We start from the raw sequence: 13,362 nt of genomic DNA on the forward strand, positions 1-13,362 counted from the left end.
ATGTCTTCCGAACCCGACTGTCTCATAGGTGAGACAGCGGCCCGGACGACATGGGCATGATCTTTTCCTTGATTTAGATTGGTTTGATCGGGCGGGGACAGCCGTAGTGACGGCATCCCGTCCCGTTCAGTCGCGCATCTCCTAATAAAAGAAACAAACGTGATCCTGCGCTTTCCCAAGGTGTCGCTGTCCCGTCCCTTTGCCCGGACGCGTCAGTGGAAAACAGTGTTCGTCCTGTTCGGGGTCGTCATGCTGGAAAACGACCATCGCCGGCATATCCTGCTCTGCCAGTCGATTCGACGTCGTTATTCGCGGACACGCCGCAAATGGCTGTGGTCTGCCCTTTCGTGATCGCTGCGTCCCGCCCAATGGTTCGAACACGGCAACCCATCACGGATCTCGCAAGGCTGGACCACAGCGCACGCGAACTATGTGCGGCGTTCGACATCACCTGGCAGCACCAGATATCCTGGAGCGGGCGCTCGCACCTGCAAAATCTCCTGCCCGGTCATCCTGCCTTCGTCATCCGCCAAGGGACAGAAGGCCTAAGCCTCGATACCCAACGATGGGATATCAGCGGGGGCGAGACGTGTTGGCCGACGACCCGGATCCTCAGCCTGTCGCTGCCTTGGTGGCGCAAGCTGGCCGAACAGCCGGAAAGGCGCTGTCTGATCCCACTGACCGCTTGCACCGCGACCCTCGTCGGTCGCCATGGCGGGGACATGCGGGCAGCGTGGTTCACGTTGGAGGACCAACCGCTGTTCACCGTAGCGGGATTATGGCGCCAGATAGGGAATGCGCGCTATTTCGCGATGCTTGGCTGTATCGGCGACGAGCCCGCCCCCATCATGCCGGTAATCATCGCTCCAGAATATCGCGCATCTTGGCTGCAAGGTGCGCTGGAGAACGTCACGCCACTACTTGTTCCCTATGGCCTGGAGCAGATCCGGATCGGGATCCATGAGCCTCTCATGCTGGAGGTGGCCGCGACCGGCCACGCCACCTAAGGACCGCCGGCAAGTCGCTAACGCAAAAGGGATTTGCTTGCCTCTCTCTTCTCCGTCTGATGGCTACCGCGTCGCCATAGTGATGGCGCTGATCCATATGCTTGCCGCGGGTACCCGCTTCCTGCCATCGGTCCTGATAGAACCCATCAAGGGCGATCTGGGCTTGGGCGACGCAGCGATCGGGTTGTTACAGGGGCCCGCCTTCGCCATCGTCAATGGTGCGGCCTTGATACCAATGATCCTGCTCGTACGGGCCTGGCCGATCACGCGGATACTCGTGTTTGCAGTGCTGGGATCGAGCATGGCCACGCTCGCCTGCGGGCTGGCAGGTTCGGTTGAGACGCTGATTCCTGCACGGATGCTGCTTGGGCTGGCACAGGCCGCGATTGCCCCTGCCGCAATGGAGCTGATTGTCGTCACGATGGTGCCGGCACATCGCGGGCGAGGGATAGGCTTTTTCACCGCAGGTGCCGCATTGGGGCGGGGGCTGGCAATGATCGGGGGCGGGGGACTTTTGGCTTTGTTCGCCCTGTCGGCGCTGCCGATCGCACCGTGGCGATTGACCTTTGCGAGCGCCGGGCTGCTCGGCATTCCGCTCGCGCTGCTTGTGCTGCGCCTCGGCGAACCGGTGGGGCAGCGCGAGGATCGGCACGGACGATTGGGAGAAGCGCTGAAGCAAATGACCACCGACCGCCCCGTGCTGCTGCCGCTTATCCTGGCGGCCGGATGCGCGGTGCTGGCGTTGCAATCGCTGACCAGCTGGTCGGCCAGCTTGTTGATCCGCCTGCATGGGCTAACCCCATCCCAGGCGGGCTTATATGTCGGCGTGGTGATGATGGCAGCGGGCGCCGGGGGCCATGCACTGGGCGGCACGCTCGCCGACCGTCTCAGACGGGAGAAGCGCGATGCCGCTCCCGCTCTCATGCTCCTGGGATTGGCGCTATGTGCGTTCGCGCTCTGGCCACTGACCCAGATGACGAGCTTGGCCGCAGCGCTTATGGCACTGGCCGTGGCGGTAGCGGGGCTGTCGATCGCGTTGGTCAACGCCCTGATCGGACTTCAGGCGCGTATTCCTTCCACGCTCCGGATCGAAGGTACGGCGATCTTCTTGACGGTCGTCACGTTGCTCGGCACCGCGCTCGGTCCGTGGGCGGTAGGCCTGGCAAGCCAGATGATCGCAGGACCGACCGGACTGGCAGCGGCGATTGGATGGGTTTTGAGCGCGACCTGCCTGATTGGCTGCGGCGCGGCTTGGGTTGCTCGACGGCGCCATGGATGAACGCGTTCTCTTGCAGGGCAATGTACTCAATCCAACTCGTGCATCCAGCCATTCCAACGGCGCGTACCCGTTTCGACCGGGTTGCTCCGATGATGACGAACGCTGGCGCGATAGGCGGTAGGATCTATCCCCTGATCCGCCTTGAAAGCCCGGATCAGCGCCTGCGCATCGCCCAGTCCGTAAGTCTGCGCCAATTCCTCCAAATCCACCTCCGCCGAAACCTCCAGCGCACGGCGAACCGCATCGACCCGGCGACGGCGAACATGCCGCGCTATCCCACCACTGCGCTCGTACAGCCGGTATAGCGTCGCGCGTGACACGCCCACCCGCTCGGCAATCGCCGAGCCCGTCAGATTCGGATCGGCGATCTCCCGATCGATTAGCTGTTCGACTGCTTCCCGCCGCAGATGATCCTGCCGTCGCGCCTTGATCGCCAAGTTTCGGGGGCCACCAAGGGCGGTCGGCAGCAACTCGATCAGCGCTCGGGCAAAAGCTCCGTCATGCCGATCGTCGAGTGCTGGAGCATTGCGGACCAGCGATTGCAGGAAGTCACTGAGCATGGCGGTTTCGGGTAAGCGCGCAACCAGCCCATGCAACGCACCAAGACTGCCCAACGCGGCCAATACCAGGTCTCGTGCAATACTTACCGTAATCATGTGCAGGTCATGAGCCTCAGTCCGATGGCCGAGACGCGTGTCGAGAAAGACGATATCGCCCGGGCCCGCCGGCCCGAATCCACTGCGCGATTGACCTAATAACGTGCCCGACAGGACATGATGGAGGACGATATGGTCAAAGCCATCGGCTCCCACCCGTTCTTCGCGAATATGCGCGACGCCCGACAAATGTCGGTCAAACAATAGCAGGTTCCGAAATCGCCAGCCTGATACATTAGCGTGAAAAGGCCCATTCAGCCGCTCCACGTCTGCGCCTTGGGCGTAAAACTGGCGATATCCGGTAAAGGCGACATCCTCATCCATGCCCTTGCTGGAAAAAATGATCGCCTCCTTCAAATCCCGCTCCTGCTAATAAATTTTATATTGCTGAATAATTTCAGCACGATCGAAAATCGATCTGAGCAATTTTAGCGAGTTTTCATTCAGCGATATTTACGAAGACTATGAGGATCACATTGGTGGAATCGGCCAATGCTTCAGCCATGTGCAGCATAGATGGAAAGCCGGTGGAGGGCGGACTGAAAGCGCTTGGCGGGAATACCACAGAAGAGGGCTGCGCCAGACAGGCGATTGCATCGACGTGGAACCGGCGATCATCACCCTCCTGCCTGCTGAATAACGCCCAGCAAAGTGGTTCAGGAATGGTCAGCAGCTCAAGCCAACCCCGCCCCACACGCTTGCGGGACAGGTGGCACGGGTCACTTCTGGCAGGCGACGATCGCCTCGATCACGGCCAGCGTTTCCTGCGGGTCGCGGATCTTCACCGTGTCCATGCCGGCGGCCTTCGGCGCATAGTCATTGCCGCCGGGGAAGATGGCATCGCCGATGAACAGCATGTCGTCGGTCGCAATCCCGCTGATGTCGGCCAGCTTGGCAAGGCCGGTCGCCTTGTCGACGCCTTCCTTCGTGATATCGATCGACGTCGCGCCGCCCATGTTGATCGACAGGCCCGGCAGGCGCTGCTTCAGGTCAGCCTGGATGATCTTGCGCTTCTCGAACTTGGGGTCCCAATGTTCCTTGGCATCGATCGGGGCCTGCTGGCCCAGTGCCGAGAAGGTGATCTGGCTGCCGCGATCCTCGATCCGCTCGCCCCAGGTCTGTTCGGGGACGAAGCCGGTCGCCTCCAGCGCTGCATCGAACGCTTCCAGAATCTTGGCCTTGGTCGCATCGTCGAACAGGTCGGCATAGACCGTGTTCCAGCGGCCATCGCCCCAAGTGTAGAGCTTCGTGCCGCTGGTCGGCATCATCCACAGCCGCGACAGGTCGGCGCGCTGGGGCAGGCGGGTCGCCACCTGCTTTTCGAACTGCGGCCAGTCGCCGCCCGAAATGATCGCGACATGCGCGACGCCCAGCAGGTCGGCGAGCGCTTCGCCCATCGCCTCGGTCAGTTGCTGCTTGCTCTCGGCCAGCGTGCCGTCGAGGTCGAAGGCTACCAGTTGCTTCATGGGATACTCCGGCAGGATCGGCGGGCGCTCGGCCCGCCGCGTAAAGGTTATTTCAGGGCTTCGACCAGTTTCTTGACGTCCTGGCTGCGCCCGCGCGGCAGGATCAGCAGGTCGTTGCCGCTGGCCACGACGATCAGGTCGGACACGCCGACCATGCGGATCCGCACGCCGTCGGTGCGCACCAGGCAGTCGCGCGTGTCGATCGCCAGCACTTCGCCGCGATGCGCGTTGCCGGTTTCGTCCCGCTCGCTGATCGCGTGCAGCGCGTCCCAGCTGCCCAGGTCGTTCCAACCCATCGCGACCGGGACGACGACGACGCGATCGGCCTTTTCCATGACGGCATAGTCGATCGACTGCGACGGTGCGGCAGCAAAGGCGGCGGCGTCGGGGGCGATGCGGTTGCCGGTGCGCTCGGCCTGATCCATCGCACGCTGGCAGGCGGCCAGCATGTCGGGTTCATGCTGGCCCAGTTCGGCCAGATAGCGATCGGCACGGAACAGGAAGATGCCGCCGTTCCAGACGTGATCGCCGGCCGCCAGCATGGCCTGTGCCGCGTCGAGCGGTGGCTTTTCAACGAAGCGCGCGACACGGTGCACGCCATCGGCAATCGCTTCGCCGGCCTGGATCCAGCCATAGCCGGTCTCCGGTGCATCAGGCGAAATCCCGAAGGTAGCGAGCCACCCTTCCTGGACCTTCGGCAGCGCACGCTGTACCGCGGCGTGGAATGCCGCGACGTCGGCGATCACATGGTCTGACGGCATTACCAATAGCACCGCATCGGGCGTCTCGGCCGCCAGCGCCGCCAGCGCGATCGCGGGTGCAGTGTTCCGTCCTGCGGGTTCGAGGATAAGCGCGCGCGGCGCGGCGCCGACCGCCCCCAACTGGCTGTCGATCATGTCGGCGTGGCGGGCGTTGGCAACGACGATCGGGGCGGCGAACCCATCCCCGATGGCACGGGTCGCCGTAAGTTGCAGCATGGTCGCTTCCGCCGTCAGCGCCAGCATCTGCTTGGGCGTTTCCGGGGTCGACATCGGCCATAGGCGCGTGCCCGATCCGCCGGAAAGAATGACAGGTACGATCATGGGCATGGTCAAGCAGGTTCCTGTCTGTCGCTCTGGAAAAGACGCCTGTCGACCGGCGTTGGGGCAGAATGCCCCGCGAGATGGGTGTTAGGCGCGTAAATTATTCTTCGCGCATCATCCAACCGGGAATTTTTCACAAAGAATGGACCGACTCCGAGGGCTTAGGTCAATAAATCATCTAGGTGTTCAGTCCCGGCATCTGGTGGATCGGCAGCGGAGCCTTTCGGTGGAGCTGATAGCGCTGGCAAAAACCGATACACCGTGCCGCGCGAAATCCCCAGTTCGCGCGCGATATGCGCCGGGCGCATGCCCTTTGCCGCCAGCGTCCGCACCGCCTCCGGATCGATGCGCGGCTTGCCGCCCTTGTAGACGCCCCGCGCCTTGGCCGCCGCGATCCCCTCTGCCTGGCGTTCGCGGCGCAGGTTCGTCTCGAACTCGGCAAAGACGCCCAGCATGTCGAGAAACGCCTTGCCCGCTGCCGTGCCGGTGTCGATCGGCTGTTCGGTGGCCTTCAGCGCGACGCCCCGCCCCTTCAACTCGTGCACGATATCCTGCAGATCCTTCATCGACCGCGCGAGCCGGTCGATCCGGGTGACGACCAGCGTGTCGCCTTCGCGCAGAAAGTCGAGCAGGACCTGCAACTCGCTGCGCCCGGTTCGGCCGGTGGCGGACTTCTTTTCCGACCGGATCGCCTGACACCCCGCCCCGCGCAAGGCGGTTTCCTGCACGCGCAAGTCCTGATCGTCGCTCGACACGCGGGCATAGCCAAACAAGGCCATCGCAGTCCCCTTTCTGTTCGATCAGGCTCTAGACCGTTTGTGGGAAGTGTTCAAGTTCACTACAAACGACCCTGATCGAACGGTTCCGGGTGTTTCAGCATGATGTTCTATTGGGGTATACCCTTATTATTCATATCAAACGACAAGGTGACACCTGTGCTCATCCTTGGTACTAATAATGCTATTGATACCTACAAAGGATCATGGTCTTGGAGGCACAACGGGTTCGCATTGTCGAAGGGGGCAAGCTGGTAATACCAGCAGCAATGCGTCGCGAACTGGGTATCAGCGCTGGCGATACCGTCATGGTCGATATCGCCCACGGCGAACTTCGGGTACGATCGATCAACAAGGCACTAGAAAATGCACGGGCCATCCTTCGCCGCTACATACCCGAAGGTACGAACCTGTCGGACGAACTGATCGCGGATCGTCGCGCCGAGGCAGAACGTGAGTAACCGGATCGTACTCGATGCATCCGCCCTGCTCTGCCTGCTGAATGAAGAGTCAGGCGCGGATCGGGTCGCAACCGTCCTGACGCGATCGGTGATCGGCGCGACCAATTTGGGCGAGGTGGTGTCGAAGCTGCGCGAGCGTGGCCTGACGCTTGCCGAAGTGCAGGAAGTGCTGGGCGGGCTGCACCTCGACGTCCGGCCCCTGTCGACGGCACAGGCGATGACGATCGGCGACCTGCGTCCGGCCACGCGTCCGCTTGGGCTGTCGCTGGGCGATCGCGCCTGCCTCGCGCTGGCGATAGAGTTGGGTGCCGAGCTTTACACCACGGATGCCGCGCTAGTGCAGGTGGACGTCGCGATCCCCGTTACGAACGTCCGTCACTGACCGGCGGGCCATCCCCCCCCACACCATCGTCGTGGCCAGTGATCTGCTGGCATAGAAGGCTGTCAGTCTGCGGCGAGGCAGAAGGGCAGCCCTTTATAACGTGGGTTCGGCTCAATAGAGGCCGAGAGGTTAGATCGGCCGATCCTGTTGCGCGTCACCCTCCTGCGCCAGCCCGACATTTGGCGACGGCAGCGGTGCCCATCCCGACTGTCCCAATATCCGCGCGATCCAGTCGGCGACGTTTCCGGGTTCACCGCTGCAATACCAGTCGAAGCCGTCAGCTTCCTCACGGACCCACGCCACGACATCGCCTGCCTGCCGAAAGGAAAAACGGACTTCCTGGTCGCCAGGTCCCTGCCACGTCACGCCGGCAATGGCGCACCACAGATCGACCCCGCATGCTCCGTCCGCCCGAACCCTGTCGCCCAAAGCATTGTCGAGGAGCGCTTCAAACAGCTTGTAGGGCCGACGCACGCAACTGCTTGCCACGCCGCGCAGATCGTCCTTTCCGGAAAACATGGGCTATCTCCAGCGAGCCAGACGCGAACAGTAACATGAACCGGTCCATCGTGCCGCTCCGACGCCATCTCCGATCACAGGCCAAGCTCCATGTCACGCGAACGGCTCATACCCGAAAGATCGATCACGAGTTGTCGCTCGGGAACCTGCTTTGCCAGCGCCCGCTCCAGCGCAGGCTGTTTTTCCATACGCTCGATCAGCCGCGCCACCTTGCGTTCCGCTTGGCCGGTCGCATCCCGACCGACCGCGGCGGCGCGCTCAGCGGAAGCGGCACGCCAGTCGGCGACGAAGCGAGCGGCATGATCGGGTCCGCCAGCGCCGCGCACCCGCCCCTCCTCCATCCAGGCGCGCCACGTCCGCTCCGTCCCGCCGGTCGCGATCTCACGGGCAAGGTCGGGGGTCCGATCAAGTATGACCCGCACATCCTCGGCCCCGCCCCGCCGCAGCCGTTCGAGCATGTCGGCGCCGGCATGCATCGCGCGCACGTCGGCGCGATCGGGCCATTCGCGGTTACCTCGGGCCGTTTCTATGGCGATGAAAGCCCGCGCATAGGCGCCAATCGCCTCCGCGTCGCGCGGCGACGGATCCGGCAGCCGGATTGGTGCTTCGGTTGATTCCCCTGCATTTCCCTGCCCCGGCACATCGCTTGCCGCCGTTTTCTCGCCCGCCTGCCTGCCCGCTACCTTTTCCAGTCGCCGGCCATCGTCGACGACCAGCGTCACCCCCTCGCGCATGCGGGTGGCCAGCACCCGCAACAGGCTGGTGGTGATAAGTTTGCCCTCGCGACTGTCCGCCGCGACGATACCCAGATCGCTGGTCGCCCCCTGCGCGGCATGGGTGCTAGTTGCGTAGGCGAGGTCGAGCCGCTTGAGCATCGGATCACCGCGCTCCAGACGCAACTCACGCCCGTCCGAGGTCGTCACGGTCAGCGCGTCGAGAGCGACCTGCGACAGCCGCGCGGTATCGGCATTGACCAGCCCGCGATCGTGGTCGTTGGCGGTCCAGCGTACCGGATCGCCTGCGTACAGGGTAATGTCCTGCCGCTCGTACACCCGCACGAAATCGTCGACGCGGTTGGCGGCCAGCCTTGCCGGACGGAATTGCTCGTGCCGGCCATCGGGGCGGCGCAGGGTGACGACGTCGCCCGTCACACCCGTCACCACCGCGAAGCCAGGACGGATGCCTTGCGCGACCACGCCACGGCTGAATTCGACGATGCGATCACGCGCATAATACTCGGGCAGCCGCTGCTCCTCGCGGGTCAGATGTACCGGCGACAGCACGCCGAACCTGGCAGGGGTGCGCCCGAGCTCGCCCGCCGCCATTCGCCGCTGCTGGACCTCGCCGTTGATCGCGGCACGCAACTGCCTGCCCGATGCATAGATGCCGGTACGGGTCCGGTCCTGCATCGACAACGCCATCCAGCGATCGGCGACGACCGCGGCGGCGGTACCCGGTGCCTCGATGGTGTCGGGCTTTAGCAATTGCATCAGCGCGGGCACGTCGCCGGCCTGTGCCGCGGCATGGATGTCACGCATTCGCGGCGTCGTCGCGCGGACATTCTCGTCCATGACCGCGGTGCGGCTGCCGGCACGCAGGATGACGTCGAACGGCTTGCCCGCCTGCACCGCGCCCAGCTGCTTGCGGTCGCCGACCAGTACGAGCCGGTCGACGGCGTGCGCCTGCGCCACGTCGACCAGGCGTTCCATTGTGCGGTTGTCGATCATCGACGCCTCATCGACGATCAGCACCGCGCCACGCAGCGACATACCCGGCCGGAATTCATGGTCGCGCAGGAACGACGCGATCGTGCGCGCCGCCACGCCGGTATCCGCGCCGAGCCGGCGGGCGACGCTGTTCTGAACGGCAAGGCCGATCACCTGCCGCCCTTCAGTCCTCGCGATGGCGACGACGGGTTTCAGCATCGACGATTTGCCCGCGCCCGCCACACCCTGCACCGCGACAACGCGGTCGCGGGTGGTCAGGATGGTCGTCGCCGCCGCCAGCTGTCCCTTGTTGAGCCGACGGTCCATCGCATCGACCGCTGCCTGTTGGATACGTGCCCCGGCCTCGTTCGCGGCGATGATCGCAGGCACGGCATCACGACCGGCGCAGACGCCCGCGACGATGTTGCGCTCGATCCCAAGCGCCTGGGTCGTCGTCATCATCAGGCCGTCATTGCCCGCGATCAGCAACCCGCGTGTCGCGAGCAAGGCGATCCGCTGCTCTACCGCCGCGACCGCGACCGGCGCGCCCATGTCGAGCGCGACCTTCAGCACATCGCGCGCCGGAAACGCCGCCTCTCGTTCGCCGAGATGGCGGATCGCGCTCGCCACAGCATGTGCCGCGACGAAGGCGTCGGGACGCAGGCGTCCGGCACGCTCGGGGACCAGCGGATCGGGGCCGGGACCGATCCGAATGCCAAGCTTCTCCGCCAGCGCGATCCCCTGCGCGGCGATGCCGCCCGCCCCCCGAACGAGACGTTCCCACGCCGTCGCCCGACCCGGACCATTTCTCTGTGCGACCGCCACCATCGCCGGCAGATCGATACCCGCCCCCCGCGCCCGCTCGCCCCACTGTGCGCGCAGCACGTCACGGTCGAGTTCGGCCGGCTTGGCTGCCCGCGTGCTCAGCGTCACCGCCGAGCGTGCCTCGGGCGTACGATGCTGCATCGCCGCCATGCCGGCGTCGATCTCCGCCGAGCGGATCGAAAACTGCTCGATCACGTCGCGGGGCACGCCGGTGATCTCGAACTGGCCGTGCTTCGCGACGCGCTCGGTGGCATAGCCGAGCTGCTGGACGGCCGCGCGCAACGTCGCGTTGTAGACCGAGGCGGCGGCGGTATAGCCGGCCCATAACGCGTCATTATGCAGCGCCCGCCAGCTGCCATCGGGTGCCCTGGTCGCATTGGCGATGATCGCATGGATATGCGCCTGCGGGTCGAGTGCGCGACTGGTATCGTGCTGGAACAGCGCGACGACCAGATTGCCGCTTCTCACCACCTCCTGCCGGCCGTCGCGACTGACCCGCGTTTCGGCAAGGTTCGCCTCCATCCATCCCAGCGTCGTCCGCACCGCCGCCATGTGCGCATCGAGCAGCCGGACGTCGCCGCCGACATAGGCCAGCAGCGACATCGATTTGGGCGCGGAAAAGGTGAAGTCGAGGCCGGCGCGGTGCTTGCCGTTGGCACCCGCCGGGATGGTTTCGCCATCCGGCAGTCTGCCGGCCAGTATCGCCTCAAATTGCTGATGCCCGACCGATCCGTCCAGCCCCAGCACCTCGGCCCCCTGCCCCGCCCACAGACTGGCCTCGGTGGCCTGCCCATCGGTGTAGTAATTGTCGGCGGCATAGTAGCTGGCGGCACCCGATGCGGAGCGGACGACGGCCGGGGTCAGCATCAGTCGACGATGCCCTGCCCGATCTCGATCGCGCGCTTGCGACCGGAGACGAAAATCTCACACGTCGTCAGCCGCCGATAGTCGGCGAACCGGTCGGCGCGATCCGTGCAAGCCTTCACCCGCGCAGCGTTGTCGGCCACTCGTGCAGTCGCGTTCCAGTGGCGCAACGGCCCTGCCCGCTTGCTGTACCGTTCGAACAACAGGTTGGAGGCGGCGATACCGTCGCCGGGCGTGCCGAGCGCCACCTGGCTGACCGCCGCCGCGGCCATGCCGTTGGCGGGGATGAGCATCAGCGCCAGCAAGGTCGACAGGACACCGACCCCTGCCCACCGCGCCTTGTCCGAACCCACTGGGGCTGCGGTCGCGGGTATCGGCATCCACCACGGCAGTTCCGTCGAGCGGTCATGACGGCGCGGAATGGCACTGCCGACGATCGGTTCGTCACGCGGGCGAAGCGGGGCGGTGACGGCCGTGCCGGGAGATGCCGTTGCAACGAGGTCGGTAGACGGAATCGCAGCGGTATTCGCCGGCAACCGCGGCACCGGCTCGCCACCCGTCAGGCCGTGTGGCAAGGCGGCTGCCGGCGTTACTTCCTGTTGTGCCAGACCGAGCTTGGCGAGGCGCAGCATCGTCGCGGTGAGATGCTCGCCGGCCCGCTGTGACTCCGCCTCGAAAATCTCACGATCCTCCCAGCTCATGGTCACCGAGATCATCGGCTTGCGGGGGGCGGCGCTCATGCCGCGTCGAACGACGTCAGGGTTGAGGGACTGTTCATGCTGCTGCTCCCGGTTGCGATGCCCGCCATCCGAATGAGCGGCGGCGACACGATACGGAGCCGATAGAAAGACGGTCATGCGACGCAGCACAAGGTCGTTTTCGCGCTATTCAGGCGTCATACGGCGTAGGATGTCGTACCGATCGTGCCTACCGCCGTATGACGGGATCATATCTGTTATATATCAGCATCTTACCCTTGCTGAACACAGCGTGATGTGTGCCTCCTGAACATTAGAAATTCGTGATTGGCCGCTGTGATCTAATCTGGATTCCGGTGCCTGTTACGGCTGTCCGGCCAGGCAACCGGCCGGCGTGACAGCCGGCCAGCAGATCATGACCTCCAACCGCGCTGTATCGATTCTTTGCCGATAACCGGCCCCCACCGGGAAAGGGTAATCAGTATCGCCGCAACCATGCTCCGGATAAGGCGCGGGCGTGGCCACCAACCACGCCCCGCCCTCGTCAATCGTGCCGCAGCGCCCAGGCCGGGGCCGCCCGGCTTGCGCGGAGCGACTGGCCCAGCACGGTCAGCACCGCGACCGCGACCGCCACCACGCTGGCGCCGATGAAGAACAGCGGCGACAGTGCGATCGCATCCTCGAACCCCGCCAGCCATGTCCGCATCGCGAGGAAGGCCAGCGGCCAGGCGACGAGGTTCGCGATCAGCACGGGCCGCAGGAACTGCCCGACGAGCAGCTTCACGATATCGCCCGACGACGCGCCCAGCGTCTTGCGGATGCCGATCTCGCGCGTCCGCCGCGCGGTGTTGAACGAGGCAAGGCCCCATAGCCCGACGCAGCCGATCAGCACGGCAAGGCCCGCCCCGATCCCGAACAGCCGCGTCGCGCGGTCGTCGGCTTCGTAGAAATCGGTCAGTCGCTGGTCGGCGGTCTGCGCGTTATAAGGCACCTGCGGCACCATCCGCTGCCACAATCCCTCCAGGCTTTTCAGCGCGGTGCGCGGATCGCCGGCCACGCGGATCGTCACGACCGAGGTGGCGATCGTCTCCCCCCGGCTGTTATAGAGATAATAGGTCGGCGGCAGCGGCGCGCGCGGGCTGTCGAAGCGCATATCGTCGATCACGCCGATGATGGTACGTGGACGATCGCCGCCCAGCGTCTTGCCGATCGCCTCCTGCGGCGTCCTGAAGCGCAGGGTCGACAATGCGCGGCGGTTGATGACGATGTTCATGCCCTGCTCCGCCTTGCGCCCGGTCGTATCGTCGGCCCCATGGGCATTGTCGAACCAGCGCCCGGCGAGCAGCCGCGTGCCATGGGTTTCGAAGAAGCGCGGCGATACCAGCACCCAGGTCAGCGAGGGCCCCGGCCCAGCCACACCGGGCAGTGGCACGTTGGTGTTGTTGGCTTCCCCGCTGCCACCGATCGCGGCGTTGGCGATGGTCGCGTCGCGGACTTGCGGCAGCGCGCGGATCGCGGTCATGATCGACGCCTTGCGATCGATCGGCACCGCCGGATCGACCATCGAGGTCAACACCAGCAGCGACTGCCGCTGGAACCCCAGATCGGTCGAGCGGACGTGGCGGGTCTGCGCGACCAGCA

13 protein-coding genes are annotated in these 13,362 nt (G+C 64.9%); 5 read left to right on the forward strand and 8 right to left on the reverse strand.

Annotated elements, in window-relative coordinates:
* The first annotated feature begins 159 nt into the window (after positions 1-159).
* The 3 genes from AVT10_RS17845 to AVT10_RS11700 all read left to right on the forward strand — a co-directional run bounded on the left by AVT10_RS17845 (position 160) and on the right by AVT10_RS11700 (position 2,286).
* Positions 160-351, forward strand: a complete 192-nt coding sequence (locus AVT10_RS17845; protein WP_084401642.1) for a hypothetical protein — start codon at positions 160-162, stop codon at positions 349-351.
* Positions 327-1,007 (forward strand): hypothetical protein, encoded by a 681-nt coding sequence (locus AVT10_RS18280; RefSeq protein ID WP_066691461.1) that lies wholly within the window; start codon positions 327-329, stop codon positions 1,005-1,007. Before AVT10_RS17845 ends, AVT10_RS18280 begins: the two co-directional genes overlap by 25 nt.
* 82 nt (positions 1,008-1,089) lie before the next feature.
* A complete protein-coding gene (locus tag AVT10_RS11700) occupies positions 1,090-2,286 on the forward strand; it encodes an MFS transporter (protein WP_066691463.1) in 1,197 nt (398 codons plus the stop codon).
* A 26-nt stretch (positions 2,287-2,312) separates the two neighbouring features.
* Here AVT10_RS11700 and AVT10_RS17850 read toward each other — a convergent pair whose 3' ends face one another.
* The 4 genes from AVT10_RS17850 to AVT10_RS11720 all read right to left on the reverse strand — a co-directional run bounded on the left by AVT10_RS17850 (position 2,313) and on the right by AVT10_RS11720 (position 6,269).
* Entirely contained in the window at positions 2,313-3,299 is a 987-nt protein-coding gene (locus AVT10_RS17850; protein WP_084401645.1) for a helix-turn-helix domain-containing protein, read from the reverse strand.
* Positions 3,300-3,661: 362 nt separating this feature from the next.
* Positions 3,662-4,408 carry an HAD-IIB family hydrolase gene (locus AVT10_RS11710; protein WP_066691485.1) on the reverse strand — a complete coding sequence of 249 codons (747 nt, stop codon included), beginning with the start codon at positions 4,406-4,408 and terminating at the stop codon, positions 3,662-3,664.
* A gap of 47 nt (positions 4,409-4,455) precedes the next feature.
* Positions 4,456-5,496, reverse strand: coding sequence for a mannose-1-phosphate guanylyltransferase/mannose-6-phosphate isomerase (locus tag AVT10_RS11715; RefSeq protein WP_084401647.1), 1,041 nt, complete (start codon positions 5,494-5,496; stop codon positions 4,456-4,458).
* 155 nt (positions 5,497-5,651) lie between these two features.
* The gene (locus tag AVT10_RS11720; RefSeq protein ID WP_232308002.1) at positions 5,652-6,269 is read right to left on the reverse strand and encodes a recombinase family protein; all 618 of its coding nucleotides are present in this window, start codon (positions 6,267-6,269) and stop codon (positions 5,652-5,654) included.
* A gap of 203 nt (positions 6,270-6,472) precedes the next feature.
* On the opposite strand from AVT10_RS11720, the gene AVT10_RS11725 reads away from it, so the two are divergent.
* Complete coding sequence (locus AVT10_RS11725; protein WP_269746913.1) at positions 6,473-6,727, forward strand: AbrB/MazE/SpoVT family DNA-binding domain-containing protein; 255 nt, start codon at positions 6,473-6,475, stop codon at positions 6,725-6,727.
* A complete protein-coding gene (locus AVT10_RS11730; protein ID WP_066691489.1) occupies positions 6,720-7,109 on the forward strand; it encodes a type II toxin-antitoxin system VapC family toxin in 390 nt (129 codons plus the stop codon). The genes AVT10_RS11725 and AVT10_RS11730 overlap by 8 nt, the downstream gene beginning before the upstream one ends.
* 129 nt (positions 7,110-7,238) lie before the next feature.
* Here the strand turns inward: AVT10_RS11730 and AVT10_RS11735 are convergent, their stop codons facing one another.
* From AVT10_RS11735 to AVT10_RS11750, 4 genes are all read right to left on the reverse strand, one after another.
* Positions 7,239-7,628, reverse strand: a complete 390-nt coding sequence (locus AVT10_RS11735) for a hypothetical protein (RefSeq protein WP_066691492.1) — start codon at positions 7,626-7,628, stop codon at positions 7,239-7,241.
* 74 nt (positions 7,629-7,702) lie between these two features.
* The gene (mobF, locus tag AVT10_RS11740; RefSeq protein ID WP_066691500.1) at positions 7,703-11,026 is read right to left on the reverse strand and encodes a MobF family relaxase; all 3,324 of its coding nucleotides are present in this window, start codon (positions 11,024-11,026) and stop codon (positions 7,703-7,705) included.
* Positions 11,026-11,763: a hypothetical protein gene (locus AVT10_RS11745; RefSeq protein WP_066691502.1), complete on the reverse strand. Its 738-nt coding sequence runs from the start codon at positions 11,761-11,763 to the stop codon at positions 11,026-11,028. Before AVT10_RS11745 ends, mobF begins: the two co-directional genes overlap by 1 nt.
* 502 nt (positions 11,764-12,265) lie before the next feature.
* The coding region (locus AVT10_RS11750) for an FtsX-like permease family protein (RefSeq protein WP_157092765.1) at positions 12,266-13,362 on the reverse strand (1,097 nt) is incomplete at its 5' end.

It is taken from the genome of Sphingomonas hankookensis, assembly GCF_001619955.1.
Lineage (GTDB): Bacteria > Pseudomonadota > Alphaproteobacteria > Sphingomonadales > Sphingomonadaceae > Sphingomonas > Sphingomonas hankookensis_A.

Excerpts from the sequence above, each read along its gene's own strand:
- AVT10_RS18280 (WP_066691461.1), top strand. The coding sequence starts at position 327 with ATGGCTGTGGTCTGCCCTTTCGTGATCGCTGCGTCCCGCCCAATGGTT.
- AVT10_RS11700 (WP_066691463.1), top strand. The coding sequence starts at position 1,090 with ATGGCGCTGATCCATATGCTTGCCGCGGGTACCCGCTTCCTGCCATCG.
- AVT10_RS11710 (WP_066691485.1), bottom strand. The coding sequence starts at position 4,408 with ATGAAGCAACTGGTAGCCTTCGACCTCGACGGCACGCTGGCCGAGAGC.
- AVT10_RS11715 (WP_084401647.1), bottom strand. The coding sequence starts at position 5,496 with ATGCCCATGATCGTACCTGTCATTCTTTCCGGCGGATCGGGCACGCGC.
- AVT10_RS11720 (WP_232308002.1), bottom strand. The coding sequence starts at position 6,269 with ATGGCCTTGTTTGGCTATGCCCGCGTGTCGAGCGACGATCAGGACTTG.
- AVT10_RS11725 (WP_269746913.1), top strand. The coding sequence starts at position 6,473 with ATGGTCTTGGAGGCACAACGGGTTCGCATTGTCGAAGGGGGCAAGCTG.
- AVT10_RS11735 (WP_066691492.1), bottom strand. The coding sequence starts at position 7,628 with ATGTTTTCCGGAAAGGACGATCTGCGCGGCGTGGCAAGCAGTTGCGTG.
- mobF (WP_066691500.1), bottom strand. The coding sequence starts at position 11,026 with ATGCTGACCCCGGCCGTCGTCCGCTCCGCATCGGGTGCCGCCAGCTAC.
- AVT10_RS11745 (WP_066691502.1), bottom strand. The coding sequence starts at position 11,763 with ATGAGCGCCGCCCCCCGCAAGCCGATGATCTCGGTGACCATGAGCTGG.